Origin of the sequence: Priestia iocasae, from assembly GCF_016909075.1 — a bacterium.
GTDB lineage: Bacteria > Bacillota > Bacilli > Bacillales > Bacillaceae_H > Priestia > Priestia iocasae.
The window spans coordinates 75,300-97,886 of the sequence record NZ_JAFBFC010000004.1; the positions used below are offsets into that span (position 1 = coordinate 75,300).

Genomic DNA, 22,587 nt, shown 5'->3' on the forward strand with positions numbered 1-22,587 from the left:
CAACATGTACTGTCATCCTATCATAGACTGAATACATGAGGCTAGCTGCTTCATGCCTTGCTCGATGCGCTCTTTACTTTCGTAGGAATACGACAACCTTAAGTACGAAGCATCACGCTCTTCGTAAATAGACCCAGGATTAATGAGTATGCCATTTTTTAAGGCCACGTCAAACAAACGATGTAGTGACAATTCCTTCTGTAAGCGAACCCATACGTAAAATGAGCCTGTCGGAACGCTCCATGTTGCAAAAGATGAGAAGTATGTATCTAATAAGTGAAGAAAATGAGCACGGCGCTCTTTTAGGGAGATTCGTACCCAGTTTACGTGCTCATTGTAATAGTCAGGACTAGATAACCACCTCTCCGCAACTGCTTGGGAGAGAGAGCTTGCTCCGTAATCAACTTGCATTTTTAAATCGGCTAAACGATTAATGACCGTTTCTGGTCCAATAATCCACCCAATTCGAAGCCCCGGACTAACTAACTTTGACAAGCTACCTATATATAAAATGTTTCCAGATTGATCCATCGACTTCATCGTGGGTGGTGGAGGAGTATCAATCCACAATTCACGGTAAACATCATCTTCTACAATGGGCAGTTGAGAAGATTGGCACGCATGTACAATGTTTTGTCGCTGTTCCTCTGTATAAAGAAATCCTGTTGGATTATGAAAGGTTGGAATGGTATAAAATAGACTTGCATTATGTTGTGCCTTTAGCTTTGCTAGGATAGAAGGGTTCTTCGCAATTTGATCAATAGGAACGTTATGCAATTGAACATTGGCTGACTGAAAGGCATTGATTGAAAATACATAAGAAGGTGATTCCGCGAGAATAGAAGCTCGCTGCTTTAAAAGACCGCTTGCAATTAATTGAAATGCTTGAAGGGCACCTGACACAATTAAAACACTTGAAGGAGACGTGTGAATACCAAATGCTTGAACGTGTTTACAAACAGCTTGTCGAAGTTCAAGTGATCCTTTTGGCTCTTCATATCCTAAATGATGAGCTTCTATTTTTAAGTTTGATATAAGGTCGTTCATTGCGCCAATGGGAAGAAGTTCTTTGCCTAATTCACCTGTTCCTAAACGAATGATAGAAGGAGAAAATTCAGCTTCATTGATTTTCTGAATAAGTGGCTTGCTTGGTTTGTATGTACTTTCGATTACATAGCTGTTCCAGTCAATTTCAGATTGAATGACATTCCACGTGTTATTGACGACACGTGTTCCTTTTCCTTGTACACCTTCAATAAGACCTTCAGCCATTAATTCTTCGTATGCTTCCACGACGGTACTTCGGTTTACATCTAACAATTGTGCAAGCTTCCGTTGAGAAGGTAATGTTGTGCCAATTGACCACTCACCAAGCCTAATCTTTTCTTTTAAAAGGTGCTTAATCTGTAAATAAAGTGGTATTTCACTCTTACGATTTAACTGCCACCCTTGCTTCATCGTGTATTCACTCCTTTTTTTCAATGTAGCACACTAAATTGGTTGGTTCAATAACCAACCAATTGGATGGTGACAAAAAAACGAAACGAATTAAAATAGGAAAAGAAAGAGAGGAGGAACATCAAATGAATGGATTTATCCACGGGTTTATACTTGCATTTGGTTTAATCTTACCAATGGGTGTTCAAAACCTATTTATTTTTAATCAAGGTCTTCAGCAACCTACATTTAAAAGAGCCATGCCAGCTGTTTTAACGGCTTCAACTTGTGACACAATTTTAATTGTTGTCTCTGTGTTTTCCCTTCATATTGTGGCTGATTTTTTTGAAAGTGTGCGTTCTATTTTAGTCATCGGTGGAGCGTTGTTTTTACTGTATATGGGTTGGGTAATCTGGCATACACAATCGCCAGTAAGTGGTGATAAAACGCTTTTAACACCTAAAAAACAAATCGTCTTTGCTCTATCCGTGTCGCTTCTCAATCCGCATGCGCTGCTTGATACAATTGGCGTGATTGGCACAAATTCATTGATTTATACAAACGAAAAAATGTTGTTTATGCTTGGTACAATTATGGTGTCGTGGCTGTATTTCTTTCTTTTAGCCTTTGTCGGCCGAGTAATTGGACGACGAGATCCTCATCAACGTTTTCAATGGTTGTTAGCAAGAGGTTCTGCGTTGACAATTTGGGGAATGGCGCTTTACATGGTCTTTTCTTCCATCAGTATGGAATATTCTCTCAGTCTATAATAAAATGATAAGAATAAAAGAAAAGGAGTAGAAATAAATGACAGAATTTTTCGAACAAAACGTTGTATTAGAAAACAATCGAGTTAAGCTCGTGCCATTTTCAGAGGAACATCGAGAAGGATTGCTAGCGATTGCATGTGACGATTCAATTTGGACGTACATGGGGATGACGATGAAAGATGAGAAGGAGCTAGATACATATATTGAGAATACGGTCTCAGAACGCAAAAGTGGGAAGTCTTATCCGTTTGTCATCATTGATAAAGAGACGAATGAGGTAGCGGGAAGTACACGATTCGGAAACATTCACTTCCACAACATGCGCCTTGAAATTGGTTGGACATGGTACGGCAAAAAGTTTCAAGGAACAGGTCTTAATCATGCATGTAAATATGCGCTATTAAGCTATGTGTTTGAAGAAATGACATTCAATCGTGTTCAGTTTAGCGCAGACTTAGAAAACATTCGCTCACAAAAAGCGATTTTAAAACTAGGAGCAACAAAAGAAGGGGTATTTCGTCATAATTATGTAGATGAACATGGCCAAAAGCGGGATGATGTGTATTTTAGTATTGTAGCAGATGAATGGGAGCGTTTGAAGAGAGAGGTTTTTCAGTGAAAAGCTATCTTCCTTGGTTGTGATAGATATGAATGGAGTTTAAAAGAGTATTCATAATAGTTATGAGGAAGAGTGGTCTTACATACTTAGCTTCTTTTTGAATGCGAAAATTTTGTCGAAAATTGTTGGACGATAGAGTGTTGTGCTTACTCCTCTTTATACCCATAATGGATGAGCGGAGGTAGATAACATCATGAAGAAAATCGTATTTATTTTTTTAGTGTTGTTACTTGGATTAGTTGCTTGTAATACGAAAGAAGTTAAAGAAGAAGTAGAGCAAGGTCAAGTAACACAGGAACAAACAAATGAAGAAGCAGAAGAAGCTGCACAAGGTGAGCAAGAAGAATCTAATATAGAAGTTGAAGAAGAACAGATGGCTGAGGATACTGAAGAAACAGAAGAACAACTAAGTGAAGAGTTAGAAGAAAGTGTAGAGCAAGAAACATCAACAATAACGTCCGAACAAGAAGTAAAAGATATTATTGAATATTATGCAATAGGTGAAGCGGACAAACTAGTTAATATTTCGTTTGAAAATAGTGAAATTAAAGCAACAATTGACTTGGCCCAAGATCAGTTATTTTCCCCAAAAGATATAGCTGTTACAAGATACAGTCAGTTGTCAGATGAATTGTTATACCACGATGGCTGGGAGTTACTTACGATTACATACACTAATATAGGTACAATCAGCATGAATCGCACAGAAAAAGAAACGAACGAGTACGGAGATTATTTTCCTACATTAAAAATTGAAGAAAGACTACAATGATAGAAAGCATCCTTTTAAGGGTGCTTTCTTTATACAGAAAAGTTAATCAAACGATAAAAACAGAAATTTATTCGCAAGTTTATTTGATTCTATGATTGGAATCTTATTTTTTACAAGAGAATGAATAACTTAACGCCAATGTACCAACTTCAACTTGAGCGGTTCCACCAATTTTTTCGCAGCCTTCACTCGCCACTCGGATTTCTTTTGTATGAAAGTAGGAAGTGGCGCCGATGTTTCCGGCTACAGAAAGTAGAAGAGTCGTCACGATGATCACAAGTCCTTTTTTAACATTCATACTATGTAAGCACCTCCTTTTTCTTCTACATTCTATTTTACAAGAAAATGGAATAATGTGAAGGGGAGTTATTCAAGTATGGTGTATAACCGTACTTTGACTTAATCTATCATATTTTACGTACGCTCTCGAAATAACTCATATAAAGGGGGAGATAAAAATGAGTACGTCTATTTATCGAAGTGATGGTGGAAAGAAGGTTATTTTAAAACAGTATGAAGTGTACCTTAATACTTTTGATGTACAGGTTGAGCGAGAATACGTGAATACGAGATTTGGTCAAACGCATGTGTTGAAGTTAGGGAAAAAAGATGGTAAGCCTCTTTTTATCTTTCAAGGTGGAAATTGCGTAAATCCAATGACGCTTTCATGGTTTACGTCACTTGCTGATGAGTATTGCATATATGCACCTGACACAATTGGACACCCCGGCTATAGTGAGGAAAGAAGAATATCTGCACAAGATGATAGTTTTGCACAGTGGATTTGTGATTTGTTAGCGCATTTTCAAATTGAGAAATGTGCATTTGTTGGCCCATCTTATGGGGGAGGGATTATTTTAAGGCTCGCGACGTTTGCACCAGAAAAAATAGCATGTGCAGTATTAGTTGCACCAGCTGGCGTTCAGCTAGGTTCCAAAGTGAAAATGATTCAGAAAGTGCTACTTCCTTTGCTCTTTCATAAAGTAGGAAGATCAGACAAGCACTTAAGAAACTTAACAGATGCGATGTCAAACGGACAAATGAAGCAACTAGATCGAAATATTATCGGTCTTATTTTTACCCACGTCGTGCTTGAACAAGACATGCCGAAATTAACAACAAGGGAAGAGCTAACACATTATGAAGCTCCTACTCTTATTGTGACGGGTATGGATGACATCTTCTTTCCGCATCATAAGCTAGCGCCACGGGCAACGGAGTTATTTGGTCACTCATTAGAATATAAGCATTATAAAATGGGGCATTTTCCTTCTAACAGTGACATTAATCAACTAAATGCCGATATTCTAACATTTTTACATACACATTATTAATTAAAAATGTGCCCTCTAAGGTAACACAGATTTTTTGTTTGTTCATCTGTCTACCTTAGAGGGCACATCTTTATTCACTTAATCATTTTGATCTAATGGTGATGAGATCCACTTTTTGAGGTGATACGTCGTTAGAAGTTAGGATGTCAACCTCTACTAGTGAAGGAGAGGATGCGGCTTCTTTTGTTGTACAACCTGTTAACCTGTTACCACTACTAGTAAAATTGCAATAACCGCTACATACCACGTTCTCATAGGTGTTACCTTCCTTCTATATTAATGTAGCCAAGCGTTAATACGTTTGACTTTCTGAAAAACAAAACGATCAAGTAAAAAGACAATGACAATGGATAGACCAACAAGCGGCATAAGAACTCCCATTCCTAACATGATAAAAAAGACGACTTTTGTAATCATTTTATCTTTTGCCTTTGGTGGTGCTCCGACTTTTCCTTGTGGTTTGCGGTTACGCCACATAAAAAAAGAGCTAATTGTGATAAAGATGAGTCCTACACAGACAAGTAGTCCGAGAATCTGATTCGCAAGGCCGAATAAGCGACCTTCATGTAAGGCAATTCCCATCGTAATCGCTTTTGCCATGATTCCGTAATCGTCAAAGCGTACGTCCGTTAAAATGGAACCTGAATATTGATCAATGTGTAACGTTGCGTTCTCTCCTGGACGTGTGTGTGAAGTTGCAATTGTGTACACACCTGTTTCACCTTGAGGCATTGAGATCGTATAGGGCTTTTTAATCTGATTCGTTTCAGCGATATGATTTACGTCTTCCAATGAAATCGGTACATATCCCTTTGTGTTTGATGTTGGAACAGATAGATTTTCTGAAGCCCACGGTACATCCTCTGCTACATCTTTCGCTTTTATAACAGATTCTGGTTTTTCTCCAAAATTGAATGCAAATGCAGGATAACCTGTGTTTGTTGAATTTGCCACTTTATTGATTTGTTCTCCCAGGACACCTGACCACGGAAGTCCTGTTGCAATTAACACTAAAATTAATAAAGACAGCCAAAACGCAGGGACTGCATGCATATCACGCCAGAATGTCCGGCCTTTCGCATTAAATCGAGGTAAAATTGTTCCCCAAATCGATGCTTTGTTTCGAGGAAACCAAATATATAAGCCTGTGATTAACAAAATAACCGCCCAGCATGCAGCGAGCTCGACTAAGAGATTGGCAAATGTACCACCTATTAAAAGCTCACTATGAATCTTTTTAAAGATTTGAGTGAATTTTTCTTCATTTTTTAAGGAACCGATCACTTCACCGGTGTAAGGATTCACATAGACTGACAGCATGTCTCCTTTATTCAAAATACTCATTTCTATTGTTCGCTTTGGATCATCATACGTTTTAAATGCTATCACAACAGCTTCAGGATACGCTTCTTTCACTGTAGAAATTTGATTTGCCTGAGATTGTATAGTCGTTCTACTTTCATCGACATAATACAAGTCTTTGTAAAGTGTTGATTCGATTTGTGGTTTAAATAAATACACGGCACCACTGAACGCTAAAATTATGAGAAACGGTGCGAAGATAATGCCGGCATAAAAATGCCAACGCCAAACAGATTGAAAGAGAGAGGTTTTACTTTGTTTCTTTGTCGAACTTGGTTCCTGCTCCAATTTTAAAGCTTCCATTTTGCTTTCTCCTTTATGTATAAATTAGAACGTTTTCAAAAATGAATGGTAATAGAAAGTTGTGAAAAACAAATGAAGCTTTTGAGAAGTTTTAATGAAAGGGGTCATCAAGTAACAATTCGTTATTATTTGTTAGGTTTTTCTTATAAGAAAGAGGTACTAATTGATTGAATGAATCAATCCCTTTGTCAAATTTCAATTAGAATAAACAGGTATATTTTTGTACTCGTAGGTGCTTGTCTCAAACCTTTCTCTCTTAACCTCATATAGTAGAGTAGGAGGGATATTTTGAGTACATTATTAGTTTATCTATTAGAAAGGTCAACAAAAGCTTTAGAAGGTGTTCACCCTTTTGTAGCCTCAAAGGCGATAGAACTTGTCAATCAAGCGTATGCAAATGGTATTAATATTGCAGTAGTAAGTGGATATCGCTCATTTACAGAACAAGCTAAATTGTATGGACAAGGTCGTACAAGTTATCTGTATAACGGTGTGCAATATGGAAATCCAAAATTAAATCGCGTGACCAATGCGCAGCCTGGGTATTCTATGCATAATTACGGCCTAGCTTTTGATATTGCTGTGTTTACAGAAGATCGTAAAGCGATTTGGAGTGGAACAAGCTATGATAAAGTAGGTCGGCTAGGGCAAGCGCTTGGTCTCGAATGGGGAGGTGCGTGGAAAACCTTTGTTGATAAGCCTCACTTTCAATACACGTTTGGACTGCGAACGGCTCAGCTTCGTGCGGGAGTTAAACCACCAGGGTTTGTTCCTGTTAATCAACAAATGCCACCTACGAATGCAGTATTATATCGTCTCACAACTGGCACATTTGCGACGGTTCAAGATGTTACAGCTGCGATGAATCGTGTGAAAAATCAGTTTCAGTGGGTTGTATATAAAACGGAAGAACAAACAGAGTTAGGAACTCGCTATCGACTTGCGACTGGAACATTCGCTGGAAAAGACGATGCCGAAAAAGCGGCTCAAAAGCTTCGTGATAAGTTTGGATGGACTGTCTATGTGAACCTCGCATAAGTAGGTAAAGACTCTATCGGGTGACGATGAGAGTCTTTTTTTATTATAATAAAATAAAAAGGGAAAGGGCGAGAAGGATGGAACGTTTTACAGAAAGAGCACTACATATTATTCAACAAATACCAGAAGGGAAAGTTATGACATATGGTCAAATCGCAGAACTCGCTGGTAGTCCAAGAGGCGCAAGGCAAGTGGTACGAATTCTTCATTCGATGAGTGACAAATACAAGCTCCCATGGCATCGAGTGATCAATGCGAAAGGGGAAATTGCGTTGAAAGATGATGAATTAGTTCAAGTGCAAAAGCTTTCACTTGAGAGTGAAGGAATCGAACTTCTTGATGGTCATAAAGTAGATTTGAAGAAATATCAGGTTTCAACTGATAAATGAAGAAAGAAAGAGTTAAATCCTAAAAAAGCGATTTAGCTCTTTTTTAGTTCGTAAAAGGAAATATGAGGTAAAATGAGCATAAGAGATATAAGGGGGAGAACAAATGATACGACAAGCATACATACATGACCTTGAAGCGATGGTAGAGGTTGATAAACAAGTGATCGGACACGAGGGGAGAAGGAAGGAAATTGAGGAATCTATTAAACATGAGCAATGCTTAATTGCCATAAAAGATCATCAAGTGGCTGGATTTCTTCTATTTCATACTTCTTTTTTTGAGTGTAACTTTATTTCACTTATCATCGTGGCGCCAAATGAGCGACGAAAAGGGTATGCAACAGCGCTTATTCAACAATTCGAGAAAATGGCACCAACGAAGAAAGTATTTTCGTCAACGAACGAATCCAATAAAACAATGCATCAAGTGTTTAGAGAAAACGGCTATGAACGAAGCGGAATTATTGAGAATTTGGATGAAGGAGATCCAGAAATCGTTTATTTTAAACAAGTAGCAGCTAATTGAATCTGCTAGCGGCTTTCTTTGTGATGTTGAATGGATCGTATAGCAACAATGACAAAAAAATGAATCTTTTTCCAAAAAACATCGTATAAAATGTATAGACAAATCCGTGGTTGCTTTTCTGAAAAAGAGAAATGATGATACGATTAAGATGACCATTCGTAAAAAGGCAGGGGGAATGAGTATGGCAAAGACTGTTTGTATAGGGCTAGCCTCTTTTGTGATTATGAGTGCATTATTACTTTTCATTGGAGCTACATGGAACATTAAGTGGCTAATGTTTCAGTTTTACAATGAAACAGCAACAGGATTCGAAGCGGGTGGTTCCGTTTTACCGTTTATCATTGCGATTAGCTTTAGTTATTTCATTGGTCGTTTATATGAAAAGTATGTGGTGAGAATTGATTAAAAAAGCTGTATGGAAAGAGCTAGTGAAATAGACATGGAGAAAAGACCAGTCACAAAAGAATTACTACTGACAAAATTGTGAAAAATGATGTAGTAGAGAAGAGGCGTTTATATGAATAAAAAGCTAAATGTATTTATTTTGGTACTGATTACGTTTAATTTTAGTCGTTATTTTACATACGTTACCATTCAAGGATCTAAAGAGCCGTATGATTTAAGTATGCTTATTTTAAATGGGATTGGCATGATATTAGGTGTGTATGTGGTGTTTTTTAAAGAACATCGCAATAAAAAGTAAGGTGGAATTGAGTCAAAAAAGTACATCATTCACTTTTTCACTTTTACTAGTTAGAACGACTCATTTTCTTCTTTTTTTCTACTGATCTATGGTATTTTTTGTATAATGAAAGTGTTTTTTTGGAAAATGGGAGGAATAAATGGTGGGCTGTCTCGGTTCAATATTTAGAGGTTTACTATTTCTGGTAAGTATACTAGTCGTCATATTTGGTGGCTTCTTTTGTATCATGAATTTTTTTGGTGCTTTATTTTCTGGAGAGTGGTCTAGTTTCTTAACCATTTTCTCTGTTTGGCTTGTGGCGAGTTATGCGCTTGGATGGCTTTTTGAAGGACCATGGAAAAAGGATGATGTAGGAGAGGGTGAAAGCTGTCTTACCTTCTTGCTTTATTTATTAGTTATTGGTGTGTATCGCGTTGTGAATTGGTTTGGTCGATTGGTTTTCAGAATTAAATAATGCAATTTCTAATGACGAAAAAGGCCCTCATCTACTTTGAGAAGAGGGCCTTTTTCTATTCAGACTTTAACATCTCTACAATCGGACGGATTGTAATAACCACCCCTGCAATGACTAGCCATCCGAATGCAACATAGGTCCAGCCAGTAAAGAAGGATAAGCTATATTGATAGCCTGTAAGAAACATAATACCAGGCCAAAGAATGATGAATACCAGTGTTAATCCTAATGCCCAGCGTGTGCACATGATTGCGTCTTTATTTAATTGCTGTTGTGGTTCCATATGGAATAACCTCCTTATTTGTTGACTGAACGTCCATTTCTTCATCAAAACTTTTAAACTTATCTTTTAGCGAATCAAAGTCAAATTCCTGTTTGGCAACGAAGCCGTGACCGATGGAGATGACTCCGCTAATGATAAAAACCGTCACGTTTCCAAAAAGCATCGGCTTCAGCTGACCGAGTGATTCCACGTTAATTTGGTCATACATCACATAAGCGGATGTTAGCCACACCGTTACGCCCCCAATCATTCCGCATAACGCCCCATAAAAAGAACCTTCATTTGTTGCGCGTTTCCACAGTAGGCCAAGTGTTAATGGAATGACTGCTCCACTCACGAAAATCCCCATTGCCATGTACACAAATCCAAGTCCAATTCCAACATAAAAGAGAAGGATTGAAAAGACACCCATTGATAAACCAAATGCAAGCATTACTTTACGTGAGATGCTTAATAACTGTTTACTTGTTGCGTTTGGATTAATCGAGTGGCGATAAATATCGGTAACAATAATGTTTGTCACTGCTGTAAGCTCGGCAGCACCTGTTGAAATGACCGCCATGAACAGCATGACTAAAAACAATACTGAGCCAATGGTGCCGAGTAAATGAGCTGCCATCACCGGAGCGACTGAATCAGGAGATGGCACTGAAATGCCAAGGCCCGCTGCACTTACGCCTAGAAAGGTTGCAATCGCAAATGGAATTGAGAACCAAGCAATCCCTCCGTAAATGTAAGCTTTTGAAGCAGCTTTATCAGTACTTGCAATCGCGCGTTGCCAGTATGATTGATCAACAAACACGGTTCCAAAATTTCCAATAATGTTAATCATGCCGAAAAATAAACCAGGTAATGATGCCATTGTTAACATGTATTGAGATTGAGGTAAGCTCTGTAAGCCTTCATAGATGGTTGTGACACCGAATTTGTAATAAACGGCTACGGCAAAAATGGTGAGAATAACGAAAATCATGACGGTATTGAAGTAGTCTGCAATGAAAGATGCTTTTAAGCCTCCAATCATTGTATAAATGGTGAAAGTGAGTGGAATTAAAAAGGCTGCGACAAAGATGTTCATACCAGTGAGAGAGTTTAAGGCAATTGCACCACCAAGAATAACCATTGATGTCACAATAATGTTTGTCATTAAAGCGAATGCCAGCATGAGCCGGTGATTCTTTTTATCAAAACGTTGTCCGATAAATTCTAAGAAGGTGTGTGCATTTGGTGCTTTTCGTTTTAAATGGATGGCTACAATGGCAAATAGTAATACTTGAATACAGGCTCCTGCTGCATACCAATAAGGTCCGCTAATTCCATACTGATAACCAGTAGAAGAAGACATCATAAGGGTAGCTGCCCATGTCCAAGCGGCGATAATGGAAGCACTTGCTAAACCAACGCCAACACTTCGACCTGCTGTACTAAATTGTTCAGCCGTCATGGCGGATTTTTGCTTGCGTTGCATCACCACGGTAAGAAGTGTAAAGAAAACCCCAAAACTTAGTAGCATAATATAACCGGTACTTGTTGATAACATCTAACTCCTCCATTCTTTAATGTCAGATAACCTTACAATATATGTTATAAAAATTAACATAAACGTACAGTATCATAATTTCAATTTATTGGCAATACTGAAATTTAAATAATGAAGAGTAGGGTTAATAAGTGAAAAGATAGAATAGTGAACGTTGTTTTTAAACTGGAAATGATGCAAAGAACGTTTGTTTAGAAGGGTTTATTAATAATTTGTTCGTTTATTCTGATTGAGCTTTTTAATAAAATTCCATCATTTGGGTAAAAAAATGGTTGAAATAGTTAGAAAATTATATATAATTGGTTACATAACATGTTAGTTTTTATAACATGAAATTGAAGGAGGGCTATCATTTGAAATTAACAGAGGTCGAAAAAGAAAAGTTGTTAATTGTTGTTGCTGGCAACTTAGCGAAAGAACGAAAAGAGCGTGGAGTCTTACTTAATTATCCTGAAGCAATTGCATATATCACATGTTTTGTGATGGAGCGAGCGCGTGATGGGAAAAGTGTGGCGGAAGTGATGGAGCTAGGAAAGCATGTTCTAACAGCTACTGATTTAATGGAAGGTGTACCAGAAATGTTAGATAGCATTCAGGTGGAAGCGACATTCCCAGATGGTGTGAAGCTTGTGACAGTCCACAATCCTATATCTATGGAGGTAAAAGCATGAAACCAGGCGCATTTAAAATCAAAGAAGGATTCATTGAGATTAATAAAGGTAAACAGGCTTGTGAACTAATGATCAAAAATAACGGTTCTCGCTCCATACAAATCGGTTCGCACTTTCACTTTGCCGAAGTGAATCCTGCACTTTCTTTTGATCGTAAAAAAGCAATTGGTATGAGACTTGATATTCCAGCTGGTACCGCTGTTCGCATTGAGCCAGGAGAAGAAAAGACTGTGAGTTTAGTAGAGTTAGGTGGTCGTAAAACGGTGTATGGCTTAAATGGTATGACGGAAGGATTTATTGATGAACGAGGTAAGGAAAAAACGCTCAAACATCTGAAAGAAGCAGGATTGGTAACAGAGGAGGTTTTATCATGAAAATGACAAGACAGCACTACGCAGAGCTTTTTGGCCCAACCGTTGGAGATCAGGTACGCCTTGCTGATACGGATTTATGGATTGAAATTGAAAAAGATTATACCGTATACGGCGAAGAGGTTATCTTTGGTGGGGGTAAAACAATTCGTGATGGCATGGCTCAAAATGGTCGCATCACTGCTAAAACGGGAGCGCTTGACTTAGTCATCACAAACGCTATTGTGATTGATCATACAGGAATCGTAAAAGCAGACATTGGTGTGAAAGACGGAAGAATTGTCGGTGTTGGAAAAAGCGGAAACCCCGATATTATGGATAACGTCGACCCTAACTTAGTCATTGGTGCAGGTACAGAGGTCATTTCAGGTGAAGGGAAGATTATAACGGCGGGTGGAGTTGATACGCATATTCACTTTATTTGTCCGCAGCAAATGGAAGTAGCACTATCCTCTGGTGTGACAACGATGATTGGTGGAGGAACAGGCCCTGCTACGGGTAGTAAAGCAACAACTTGTACGTCTGGTGCTTGGTACATGGCGCGAATGCTTGAAGCAGCAGAAGAATTCCCTGTAAACGTCGGTTTTTTAGGAAAAGGAAATGCATCACATGCGGCTCCATTAATTGAGCAAATTGAAGCGGGAGCGGTTGGCCTAAAGCTTCATGAAGACTGGGGATCTACACCTCGAGCCATTGAAACGTGCATGCAAGTCGTTGAAGATGCTGATATCCAAGTAGCCATTCATACTGATACGTTAAACGAAGCTGGATTTTTAGAAAATACACTTGAAGCGATTGGAGACCGTGTTATTCATACATACCACATCGAAGGTGCAGGTGGTGGGCATGCTCCAGACATTATGAAATTAGCATCTTATTCAAATATTTTACCTTCCTCAACGACCCCGACGATGCCTTACACCACGAATACAATGGAAGAACACTTAGATATGATGATGGTTTGTCATCACCTGGATGCAAACGTGCCAGAAGATGTTGCGTTTAGTCAATCACGCATTCGTGCTGCAACCATTGCAGCGGAAGACATTTTGCACGACATTGGAGCCATTAGTATGATGTCATCTGACTCACAAGCAATGGGGCGTGTTGGTGAAGTCATTATTCGTACATGGCAAACCGCTCATAAAATGAAAATTCAACGCGGTCACTTACCTGGTGAACAAGGAAACGATAACGAACGTGTGAAACGGTATGTGGCAAAGTATACGATTAACCCAGCTATCACACATGGTATTAGCCATGAAGTCGGTTCAATTGAAAAAGGCAAACTTGCAGATCTTGTTTTATGGGATCCCATGTTCTTTGGAGTGAAGCCTGAACTCGTGTTAAAAGGCGGCATGATTGCTCGTGCACAAATGGGTGATCCGAACGCATCCATTCCGACACCAGAGCCGGTGTTTATGCGTAGAATGTACGCATCATACGGCAAAGCTAACCGTTCTACTTCCATTACGTTCATGTCTCAAAAAAGTATTGAACTGGGTGTAGCTGATAAACTGGGCTTATCTAAAATCATTTCACCTGTTCGTAACATTCGAAACTTAAGTAAATTTGATATGAAATTAAACAATGCACTTCCACAAATTGAAGTAAATCCAAAAACGTATCAAGTGTTTGCGGATGGAAAAGAAATCTCTTGTCAGCCAGTGAGCACTGTGCCGCTTGGTCAACGATACTTTTTATTCTAAAAAAATGACCCCCTTCAAAAAAGAAGGGGGTTTTGCTTTGTACAATGGAAGCAGGCGATGTTTATCAATCTATTTGATTACTTCAAGAGCAAAGGTCTTTTTGGATGATGCGGTTCTCTTATGAAATTACAAATTGTACATGCGTTCGTCTTTGAGAAGCTAGTATTTTTGGATAAAAGGTATTCTTTACGAGTGCAAATAAGAAGTGTTGTAGAGGGAACGTTCGCCAACACAAGAATCTACAAACTCATCACCAACACCCATATGATTACCACATCCCCCTAAACGCGTGCACTCGAACGTAAAAGCCTTTGCTAACTCTTTTGAAATTGTTGACTTCCCAACACTGGCTGGACCTGAAATGTGATAAATAGTTGGTGTTGTTTTTCACCTGTTTATTAATGGATGCTTCCATTATAATACATAAATAGGAGATAAGTAGAGGTGTACAAAAACGAGTTAACCTTATAGAGTAAGATAAAAAGGAGTGATAAAAGGTGTCTTGTGTATTTTGTGACATGTCTGCTAAAAAGCGTCTACTAGAAAATGAGCATGCTTTTGCTTTTTATGATAGATACCCCGTACAAAATGGGCATTTACTCATTGTGACTAAAAGACACATTTCTTCTTATTTTGAAGCGTCAACTGGCGAGATGATGGCTATGAATGAATTATTACATAACGGCAAAAAGTTATTAGACGAGCAATATCAACCTGACGGCTACAACATTGGTGTGAATGTCGGAGAATATGGCGGGCAAACGATTATGCACCTGCATATGCATTTGATACCGCGCTACAAAGGAGATATGGAAGATCCTCGTGGGGGGATTCGAAAAGCCATTCCTAACATTGTACCTTATCCATAGAAGGAGGAAATTTTATGCCAACCTACAACAAGCTAGTAAGAGATCATATTCCAGAAATTATTGAACAAACAGGAAAAGCATACAAAACGGTAATTTTAACAGAAGCAGCATACATATTAGAATTAAAAAAGAAAGCACAGGAAGAATTAAAGGAATACCTAGAAAGCCAAAATGATGAAGAAGCGATTGAAGAACTTGCTGACCTCCTTGAAGTTGTTCATGCATTAGCGAAAGTGCATGGTTCCTCAATTGAAAAAATAGAAAGCATTCGTCAAAAGAAAGCGGAAACACGTGGAGGTTTTCAAGATAGAATCTTCTTAATTGATGTGGACGATGAGTAAAGTAGAACTAGTGACGAATCAAGTGGGGCAGCGTATCAAAAATGAAATTGAGCACGCCACGAGCGTTTATATTCTTACATCTTTTGTGATGGATTCCGGAGTCAAATGGCTTTCTCATGAACTTTTAAAAGCGCTAGAGCGAGGGGTAGAAGTGAAAGTGTTAGCGGGTGATTACTTATATGTAACGCAGCCACATGCATTAAAAAGGTTAATCTCGCTTCATCCAAATATTGAAGTGCGTCTTTGGAGAAGTAAAGGGAAATCTTTTCATCCAAAGGCTTACATGTTTGGATCATCTGAAAGAGAAGGTGTATTAATTGTGGGCTCTTCAAATTTATCAGCTTCCGCTCTTTCTCACGGTGTAGAGTGGAGTTTACGAGTGGAAGATACCATGCAAGGTGGGCCTATCAATGAGGCTTATAATGAATTCATTCGTTTGTTTCAACATGATCAAACGATACCGGTTAATACTGAGACCGTTGAGGTGTACGAGCAAGAGCATGAGCTTTATCATCGTAAACATCCATACATAATTAAAGAGTGGACAACCTCTGAAGAAGAAGATCTTATGCTTCCAAATGAAGAAAAAGAAGGCAAGCTTGTTATTCATGAATCACCTGTGCCTTACAATCCAATTATTGAGCCAAGGTTTGCGCAAATTGAAGCCCTTGAATCGTTAAACGAAACGTATAATGAAGAAGGCTACAACAAAGCGATGGTTGTGATGGCAACAGGTCTTGGGAAAACGTATTTAGCTGCCTTTTTCGCAAAGCAATTTAAGAGAGTTCTATTTATTGCACACCGAGAAGAAATCTTGTATCAAGCAAAAACATCTTTTCAGGTCGTTATGCCAGATAAGACGGGCGGAATTTATAGTGGAAAAGTAAAAGAAAGTGAAAACGACTTTGTGTTTGCATCTATTTACACATTAAGCATGGAGCGACACCTTTATCATTTTAAGGAAAATGAGTTTGATTTAATTGTGGTGGATGAATTTCATCATGCAGCGGCGAACACGTATCAAAAAGTAATGAATTATTTTAAACCAGTGTTTTTACTTGGTATTACGGCAACGCCAAATCGAATGGACAACAAAGATGTATATGGGCTATGTGACGGAAATGTGGCGTACAACATGCATTTCATTGAAGCGATACAAAAAGGGTGGTTAGCACCTTTTCATTATTATGGAGTGTATGATGATATTGATTATTCATCTATCACATGGCTTGGTACAAAATACGATCAAGAAGAGTTGTTAGCAGCACAACTACGAGAAGAACATGCAGATTTAATTAGAAAAGCATGGGAAAAGCATAAGCAAACAAAAACTATTGGGTTTTGCTCATCCATTGAGCAAGCGAATTTTCTTTCACAACAGTTTAATAAACATGGCTATCAAACAATTAGTTTACACTCTAAAACGGTAAACATGTCACGCTTGGATGCAATCAAGAAGCTCGAGAATGAAGAAATCGATATTATCTTTACCGTCGACTTATTTAATGAAGGAACGGATATTCCATCAGTTGATACGCTTCTTATGGTGCGACCAACAGAATCGCTTACGGTATTTACACAACAAGTAGGACGAGGATTACGGCTTCATGAAAATAAAGCACATTGTACAATCATTGATTTGATTGGAAACTATCGAAACGCTGATCATAAGTTTTCATTGTTTTATGTTGAAGGTAAGAACAGTAAGAACAAGCCGTCCTCGCTACCTACGATTCCAGCTAACTGTGAGTTCAATCTTGAAACAAAAGCAATTGATTTGTTAGAGCACCTTTCAAAAAAGCGTCATCGTCGTAAAGAACAATTGAAGGAAGCCTATTTAGATTTGAAAAGGGAGATTGGTAGAAGACCTACTTACCAAGAACTACATTTGTATGGAAGAGAACCTGCTACTACATATAAACAGGAATTTAAGTCATATGTTGGTTTCCTATCATGGGCAACTGAATTATCAGAGTTGGAACAAGAAGTCTTTTACCTATATGAATCGTGGCTAGTAGAAGCAGAAAAAACAGGTATGACGAAAAGTTATAAGATGGTTGTGTTAAAAGGAATGTTAGAGCGTGGAAAAGAGTTGTGGCTTACTCCGGTAACTCCGCAAGAACTAGCACCATTCTTTCATGCGTATTTAACAGAAAAGACGTATCGCAAAAAAATTGATTTCTCGGATAAGTCATCAAAGCAACTCTGGAACTATAGTGAAGAGAAGGTAAGTAAGCGCATTGCGGAAATGCCTATGACAAAGTGGAGTGGTTCTTCAAATGGAGTTGTGACATTTAAAGGTAATCAATTTACATTCAATATTGATGTGGAAAATCCGATTCTGAACGAAATCCTTTATGAATGGACTGTACAAATATGTGAGTATCGACTTGCTTCTTACTTTGAGAGGAAAGCAACACCAAACTCCTAATCTAAGAGTTTGGTTTCTTTTTATAAGTAAAAATAACTAGATTTCTCTTCAGTTAATTATAACTTTAGACTCATTTACCTTCTTTTTGTTCACAATTTCGTCACAAACTCTTCTTTTTTAACATGCCATCCGATACATTTAGAGGGGGAGTTTGTTCTACCCGATAAATAGGTAAAGGGGAGAAGTGTGTGAAGCGTTTGTTAATGTTGGTATTTGTTTTATGGTTTGCAATTCCGATTGGAGTACAAGCGGGCAGTATCGGAGGAAAAAATGACCCTTCTGGTATTCCTGGTCAATGGTATCTCGGAGATACTCCTGCTTCGATTGATCCAGCAAAGCCACCAATTGTATTTGTGCATGGGTTTAACAGCTCATCGAAAACTTGGTGGGAAAACAATGATATGTATCAAACCGCTTATCAAAATGGGTATCAAACAGCTTTTATTGATGTGCATCCAGATAAAAATATGTGGACGAATGGTCCATTGCTTTCAACAAAACTTCGTGAGATTTACAACCATTTCGGAGGCAAAAAGCTTGTCGTCGTTGCACATAGTAAAGGCGGTATCGATACACAAAATGCACTCGTCCATCAAGGGGCATATCCATATGTGTCCAACCTCATCACGTTATCTACTCCACATCATGGTTCGCAACTAGCTGATCTTGCCTACAGTAGCTGGACAAGCTGGCTATCAGGCATTCTTGGTAGTAAAAATGATGCAACCTACTCACTTCAAATGGCTTACATGAAAAACTATCGAACTCAAACTGATTCACACGCAAATCTATACCGAAATCCAATTTACACATTTGGTGGTACAAGCTGGGGTGGCTTCGGTTCAGCTCTTTATTGGGGAGGCGTGTATTTAAATTCTTACGGAAAAAATGACGGAGCAGTAACGGTAACAAGCTCTCGCTTACCTTACGCAACAGAAGTACGTGTCAGCAGTTGGGATCATTCTTCTATAAGAGAAGGACGTTCAACGTTCTCATTATTCAAGCCATATTTAACAAGTACACAAGCAGCTTCATTTGTTGCTTCGAGCTTTGCAGAAGCAAGCGCAAGTTTAGATGAAGAAGCAGAAGATAGTAACGAAATTCATCGCGGTGGCCAATTTAAGAAGCAAGCTACACAAACATTTACCATTGAAGACGGTACTCAACAAATCGATGTTGATTGGTTAACTGATCAGAAAATGGATGACGTTCAACTTGTGAGTCCGTCTGGAAAAGTGCACAGCAAGCCTGCTCGGTCAAAAGATGAAGGTATTTTTAAAGGAGCACATCACCATATGTTCCAAGTCGCTTCACCAGAAGCGGGAACATGGAAAGTGGAAGTAAAGCATAAAAAAGCTGCGTACTTAATGAGTGTAAACATCACAAGCGCATTAAATGAAGATGTGCATCTTGAGTCCGTTACTCCATCATCTCTTGAAGTGACGCATACGGAAAATAAGATTCAACAAATTGACGGAGACATTAAAATTACGAAAAACGGCAAAACGATCAACAAACAATTTAAAAACATGAACAAAAAACAAAAAATTGCTGCGTCCTTTACAGAAGAAGGCGTGTACAACATTACCCTTGATGTAAAAGGAACAACGAAAAACGGCAAGTCATTTGAGCGTACACTTGTGAAATCTGTGTATGTAGATCGAAACGGGAAAGTATATAAATAACTAAAGGAAGGTTCTGGGTGTAAGAAGTATTTGACACCTAGAACCTTCCTTTTTTATAGTAAAAGTGTAAAACATATTTGACACCTTTTACAGAAGAAGGATGAAGAAAGATGCATAATCGAATGAAAGAGTAGCGAGAAGTGAAAAGTATTTCGCAAGGAAGCTAGCTGCCTTGTGTGATGTGAGTCGTCAAACGATTAATGCGGTTGAAAACAACAAGTACGATCCCAGTCTGCAATTAGCGTTTGACATCGCAAAGTAACTAGATGTAACGGTTGATGAATTATTTTAAATGAAGGGAAAGAGAAGAAATGAGAGGTAATTATGTACTTTTTCATTAGTTTAGTTATAGCACTTATTGCGTATTTTGTAGATTATCCACTTATATCCATCGGATCTATCTTTATCACGATTTATGGCTTAATCATTTCTATTATTGGGCTTGTTCAAAAGAAAGCGACAGTTCATTTTTCTATACATATAAGTCGTCTCATAGTTAGTAGCAACATTCCAATTCTAAACTATATCTTGTTTTTGCTTACAGGCATCGGATTATGGGAACCAACAGCATACGGGCCGTTTCCAGATAAGTTTTACTGGTTTTTCGGTTTTCAAATAATTTACGTATTAATGCCAGAAGTTCTCAGTAGATTCGTAAATAACCGTAATCACAAGGTTAAAACAGGATGGTCTATCTTTTACCCATGCTTATTTCTTTTAGTGTTTTTTATTTATATCACTCTTTAAACAAGCTAGCACCAGTGTGAAAGACCTTTGTACAAGGTCTTTTATTTTTGTTGAAAGCAAGAAAATCAAGGTGCTCCAGGTGGATAATAATAAGGTGGCATTTTTAACCAACCATGCGCTCTCATTTTTGTTTTGACGTCCATTCCAAACACTGCTTTTTCCGAATGAAATCGCATCCACATTAAGCCGATGTCATTGCGAACGCTTTGGCTAATGTTTGTGGAACACATAACAATATTTGAAGCGACTTTTACTGAAATGAGATTAGCAATTTCAGTATCCGTTGCTTTTACTCCTAAAGGTACAGCATTTGGATCTGACTTTGGCTTATGCTCACTCGTGTCGGGTAGTGAGAGACCTTCTTTCAGCATCAACTCTTTTAACGTTGCCATTTGATGATCGGCAAGCTTTTGTGACTCTTTTAATAACTCAATTAGTACGTTATCAGTCGTTGAATTTAGCGCTGCTTCAACAACTGGAACTTCTTCAGCAAGTGCGGTGTAATAAAGCCAGCATCCCATTGCTTCCCCAATGTGTAGTCGTGGCTTAGGATCATCATCAAATCTTGTTTTTAAATAATCAAAGAATGCCTCAATCTTTTTAGGCATAGTCAAACACCTCGTTCTCTGTAGTCAAACATAGTATTCACAAAAAATGGGTTTATACACGTGTTTTTTACGGATTGATGATTAGCTTGTTGGCTCTCACTCTAACTTTGAAAGATCGGAATAATTGGCTATCTTCCTAATACACTTTAAAGAATTCATGAGTGAGGAGGATGCATATTGACAACAGCAAAAAAGATTTTTGTGGGAAATTATAAAGGTGGCGTTGGGAAAACAACGAGTGTATATCAGCTTGCTTTACATATGATCGAGACGGGAAAAAGGGTGTTACTTATTGACCTCGACCCTCAATGTTCGTTAAGTGAAATTTGCTTGTCACGTATGAATCGAAATCTTGATCATCTACAGCCGAATGAGTGCTTAAATTACATTTATGATGTGTGGGTTCAAACGAAGTCATTTCCCTATGTGCAAATTCAATTTGATGCTCATGCATTGATTAAAACAACGGATGAGGGCGTGTGCTTTATTCCTTCGAATATGTTCTATCCAAGTGGAGGACTCGATGATTTAGCATTAAAATTGCAAGATGATTTTTACGACTTATTACCGCTTCAACAATTCTTTCAATCTACAAAATTAGAAGCAGCATTTGATTATATTTTGTTTGACTGTCCTCCAACGAGCAATATGATGACAAAGGGTGCGTTTCTGTTATCAAATTATTACCTCATTCCATCCATTATTCAAACGGTCAGTTTAAGAGGTATTGTTCATTATATTAAAACGGTTAATACGATTTATGATAAAACGTGTGAAAAGCATTCAAATGCGATGTTAGGAAAGCAATTTTTTGGCGAAAAGCCGAAGCTAGTCGGTATTTTCGAAACGATGAAAAAGGGAAGTGTGAACAATCGAGATGAATTAAATGAGCTCAAGCAAAACTTGAAAAATGCTCACGTTCAAACCGCTTTAAAGGGACGTTATTTGTTTCAAACCATCATAAAAAGCCATGAGCATATCGCACGGAAAACAGCAAACGGAGAAAAGTGTTCAGAGTATGAACCATTAACAAATGAAATTATTGAGTGTGTTGAAGGAACAGAGGCAATTACATTAGCAAGTTTAGGTGATAAGCATGACAACCTATGAACTTGCAAAGCATTTAATGGTGTTAAAAGATGTGTATTCGTCAGTTGGAAAAACAAAGCATAAGCGAGACATTGCACATATATCAAAAATGGTTGATCAATTAACAAGTATGGTTGATCAACCGCTTGATTCATTATTGAAGCGTGCCAATGTAGAAGCAATGACTACGAAAGCAGAGCTCAAAAAGAACTCATTTGAACGTAGCTTAGAATACTTACTGAACAAGCAGTATGACCAATTAAAAGGGACAAAAGTAAAGTATGCTGATCTTCATACGTGTGAAGAAGTAACCGCTTTCTTTAATAACCATACAGACACAGCGATTTTAAAAAAGACGACAATGTTAGATTTAAAGCTTTTGTATAGCCTTCTAACAGACGAAAAGAACGAGTTAAAAGGAAAGAAAAAGGACGACTTAGTAAAGAAGATCCGTCTCAATATTCGCGCAGGCCATAGAGGAGAAGCGTTTTTAAATATGTAGGATGGAAAGGCCGCTTGAGAAAATAATTTAATTT

26 protein-coding genes and 1 pseudogene are annotated in these 22,587 nt (G+C 38.1%); 21 read left to right on the forward strand and 6 right to left on the reverse strand.

Going from position 1 to position 22,587, the window contains the following annotated elements:
• Positions 1 to 12 precede the first annotated feature (12 nt).
• Complete coding sequence (locus tag JOC83_RS11545) at positions 13 to 1,458, reverse strand: aminotransferase-like domain-containing protein (RefSeq protein WP_205187388.1); 1,446 nt, start codon at positions 1,456 to 1,458, stop codon at positions 13 to 15.
• Positions 1,459 to 1,583: 125 nt separating this feature from the next.
• Between JOC83_RS11545 and JOC83_RS11550 the strand changes: the two genes are divergently transcribed.
• The 3 genes from JOC83_RS11550 (at position 1,584) to JOC83_RS11560 (ending at position 3,598) form a co-directional block, all read left to right on the forward strand.
• Entirely contained in the window at positions 1,584 to 2,207 is a 624-nt protein-coding gene (locus JOC83_RS11550; protein WP_205187395.1) for a LysE/ArgO family amino acid transporter, read from the forward strand.
• Positions 2,208 to 2,244: 37 nt separating this feature from the next.
• Positions 2,245 to 2,826: a GNAT family N-acetyltransferase gene (locus JOC83_RS11555; protein ID WP_205187397.1), complete on the forward strand. Its 582-nt coding sequence runs from the start codon at positions 2,245 to 2,247 to the stop codon at positions 2,824 to 2,826.
• A 193-nt stretch (positions 2,827 to 3,019) separates the two neighbouring features.
• On the forward strand, positions 3,020 to 3,598 hold the full coding sequence (locus JOC83_RS11560) for a hypothetical protein (RefSeq protein ID WP_205187399.1): 579 nt from the start codon (positions 3,020 to 3,022) through the stop codon (positions 3,596 to 3,598).
• 103 nt (positions 3,599 to 3,701) lie between these two features.
• Here the strand turns inward: JOC83_RS11560 and JOC83_RS11565 are convergent, their stop codons facing one another.
• On the reverse strand, positions 3,702 to 3,896 hold the full coding sequence (locus tag JOC83_RS11565) for a hypothetical protein (RefSeq protein ID WP_205187401.1): 195 nt from the start codon (positions 3,894 to 3,896) through the stop codon (positions 3,702 to 3,704).
• Between the two features lie 160 nt (positions 3,897 to 4,056).
• On the opposite strand from JOC83_RS11565, the gene JOC83_RS11570 reads away from it, so the two are divergent.
• Positions 4,057 to 4,932: an alpha/beta fold hydrolase gene (locus tag JOC83_RS11570; RefSeq protein ID WP_205187402.1), complete on the forward strand. Its 876-nt coding sequence runs from the start codon at positions 4,057 to 4,059 to the stop codon at positions 4,930 to 4,932.
• 276 nt (positions 4,933 to 5,208) lie between these two features.
• Here JOC83_RS11570 and JOC83_RS11575 read toward each other — a convergent pair whose 3' ends face one another.
• Positions 5,209 to 6,597 carry a PepSY-associated TM helix domain-containing protein gene (locus JOC83_RS11575; protein ID WP_205187403.1) on the reverse strand — a complete coding sequence of 463 codons (1,389 nt, stop codon included), beginning with the start codon at positions 6,595 to 6,597 and terminating at the stop codon, positions 5,209 to 5,211.
• A 288-nt stretch (positions 6,598 to 6,885) separates the two neighbouring features.
• Here JOC83_RS11575 and JOC83_RS11580 point away from each other — a divergent pair, with 288 nt between their 5' ends.
• From JOC83_RS11580 to JOC83_RS11605, 6 genes are all read left to right on the forward strand, one after another.
• Entirely contained in the window at positions 6,886 to 7,635 is a 750-nt protein-coding gene (locus tag JOC83_RS11580) for a M15 family metallopeptidase (RefSeq protein WP_205187404.1), read from the forward strand.
• A 77-nt stretch (positions 7,636 to 7,712) separates the two neighbouring features.
• The gene (locus tag JOC83_RS11585; protein WP_205187405.1) at positions 7,713 to 8,024 is read left to right on the forward strand and encodes an MGMT family protein; all 312 of its coding nucleotides are present in this window, start codon (positions 7,713 to 7,715) and stop codon (positions 8,022 to 8,024) included.
• Positions 8,025 to 8,127: 103 nt separating this feature from the next.
• The gene (locus JOC83_RS11590; RefSeq protein WP_205187406.1) at positions 8,128 to 8,550 is read left to right on the forward strand and encodes a GNAT family N-acetyltransferase; all 423 of its coding nucleotides are present in this window, start codon (positions 8,128 to 8,130) and stop codon (positions 8,548 to 8,550) included.
• 181 nt (positions 8,551 to 8,731) lie between these two features.
• Complete coding sequence (locus tag JOC83_RS11595; RefSeq protein ID WP_205187407.1) at positions 8,732 to 8,956, forward strand: hypothetical protein; 225 nt, start codon at positions 8,732 to 8,734, stop codon at positions 8,954 to 8,956.
• 111 nt (positions 8,957 to 9,067) lie between these two features.
• Complete coding sequence (locus JOC83_RS11600) at positions 9,068 to 9,253, forward strand: hypothetical protein (RefSeq protein WP_205187409.1); 186 nt, start codon at positions 9,068 to 9,070, stop codon at positions 9,251 to 9,253.
• Positions 9,254 to 9,479: 226 nt separating this feature from the next.
• Positions 9,480 to 9,707, forward strand: coding sequence for a hypothetical protein (locus tag JOC83_RS11605; protein ID WP_205187411.1), 228 nt, complete (start codon positions 9,480 to 9,482; stop codon positions 9,705 to 9,707).
• A gap of 55 nt (positions 9,708 to 9,762) precedes the next feature.
• Here the strand turns inward: JOC83_RS11605 and JOC83_RS11610 are convergent, their stop codons facing one another.
• Positions 9,763 to 9,990 (reverse strand): hypothetical protein, encoded by a 228-nt coding sequence (locus JOC83_RS11610; protein ID WP_205187413.1) that lies wholly within the window; start codon positions 9,988 to 9,990, stop codon positions 9,763 to 9,765.
• On the reverse strand, positions 9,965 to 11,530 hold the full coding sequence (locus tag JOC83_RS11615; protein ID WP_205187416.1) for a sodium:solute symporter family protein: 1,566 nt from the start codon (positions 11,528 to 11,530) through the stop codon (positions 9,965 to 9,967). Before JOC83_RS11615 ends, JOC83_RS11610 begins: the two co-directional genes overlap by 26 nt.
• A gap of 353 nt (positions 11,531 to 11,883) precedes the next feature.
• On the opposite strand from JOC83_RS11615, the gene ureA reads away from it, so the two are divergent.
• The 9 genes and pseudogenes from ureA to JOC83_RS11660 all read left to right on the forward strand — a co-directional run bounded on the left by ureA (position 11,884) and on the right by JOC83_RS11660 (position 20,354).
• Positions 11,884 to 12,201, forward strand: coding sequence for an urease subunit gamma (gene ureA / locus JOC83_RS11620; protein ID WP_205187418.1), 318 nt, complete (start codon positions 11,884 to 11,886; stop codon positions 12,199 to 12,201).
• Positions 12,198 to 12,575, forward strand: coding sequence for an urease subunit beta (gene ureB, locus JOC83_RS11625; protein WP_205187420.1), 378 nt, complete (start codon positions 12,198 to 12,200; stop codon positions 12,573 to 12,575). The genes ureA and ureB overlap by 4 nt, the downstream gene beginning before the upstream one ends.
• Positions 12,572 to 14,281 carry an urease subunit alpha gene (ureC, locus tag JOC83_RS11630; protein WP_205187422.1) on the forward strand — a complete coding sequence of 570 codons (1,710 nt, stop codon included), beginning with the start codon at positions 12,572 to 12,574 and terminating at the stop codon, positions 14,279 to 14,281. Before ureB ends, ureC begins: the two co-directional genes overlap by 4 nt.
• Positions 14,282 to 14,778: 497 nt before the next feature.
• Positions 14,779 to 15,150, forward strand: coding sequence for an HIT family protein (locus JOC83_RS11635; protein WP_338038903.1), 372 nt, complete (start codon positions 14,779 to 14,781; stop codon positions 15,148 to 15,150).
• Positions 15,151 to 15,164: 14 nt separating this feature from the next.
• Positions 15,165 to 15,491, forward strand: coding sequence for a nucleoside triphosphate pyrophosphohydrolase (locus JOC83_RS11640; protein ID WP_205187424.1), 327 nt, complete (start codon positions 15,165 to 15,167; stop codon positions 15,489 to 15,491).
• Positions 15,484 to 17,922 (forward strand): DEAD/DEAH box helicase family protein, encoded by a 2,439-nt coding sequence (locus tag JOC83_RS11645; protein WP_205187426.1) that lies wholly within the window; start codon positions 15,484 to 15,486, stop codon positions 17,920 to 17,922. Before JOC83_RS11640 ends, JOC83_RS11645 begins: the two co-directional genes overlap by 8 nt.
• Positions 17,923 to 18,110: 188 nt before the next feature.
• Entirely contained in the window at positions 18,111 to 19,607 is a 1,497-nt protein-coding gene (locus JOC83_RS11650) for an esterase/lipase family protein (protein WP_338038904.1), read from the forward strand.
• A 163-nt stretch (positions 19,608 to 19,770) separates the two neighbouring features.
• A pseudogene (locus JOC83_RS20015) lies at positions 19,771 to 19,869 on the forward strand (helix-turn-helix transcriptional regulator); the annotation flags it as partial.
• Positions 19,870 to 19,931: 62 nt separating this feature from the next.
• Positions 19,932 to 20,354: a hypothetical protein gene (locus JOC83_RS11660; RefSeq protein WP_205187434.1), complete on the forward strand. Its 423-nt coding sequence runs from the start codon at positions 19,932 to 19,934 to the stop codon at positions 20,352 to 20,354.
• Between the two features lie 65 nt (positions 20,355 to 20,419).
• Here the strand turns inward: JOC83_RS11660 and JOC83_RS11665 are convergent, their stop codons facing one another.
• Positions 20,420 to 20,962 (reverse strand): DUF3231 family protein, encoded by a 543-nt coding sequence (locus tag JOC83_RS11665; RefSeq protein ID WP_205187436.1) that lies wholly within the window; start codon positions 20,960 to 20,962, stop codon positions 20,420 to 20,422.
• 177 nt (positions 20,963 to 21,139) lie between these two features.
• Here JOC83_RS11665 and JOC83_RS11670 point away from each other — a divergent pair, with 177 nt between their 5' ends.
• Both JOC83_RS11670 and JOC83_RS11675 read left to right on the forward strand, forming a co-directional pair.
• Complete coding sequence (locus JOC83_RS11670) at positions 21,140 to 22,072, forward strand: ParA family protein (RefSeq protein ID WP_205187438.1); 933 nt, start codon at positions 21,140 to 21,142, stop codon at positions 22,070 to 22,072.
• On the forward strand, positions 22,059 to 22,553 hold the full coding sequence (locus JOC83_RS11675; protein ID WP_205187440.1) for a hypothetical protein: 495 nt from the start codon (positions 22,059 to 22,061) through the stop codon (positions 22,551 to 22,553). Before JOC83_RS11670 ends, JOC83_RS11675 begins: the two co-directional genes overlap by 14 nt.
• The last annotated feature ends 34 nt before the right edge of the window (positions 22,554 to 22,587 follow it).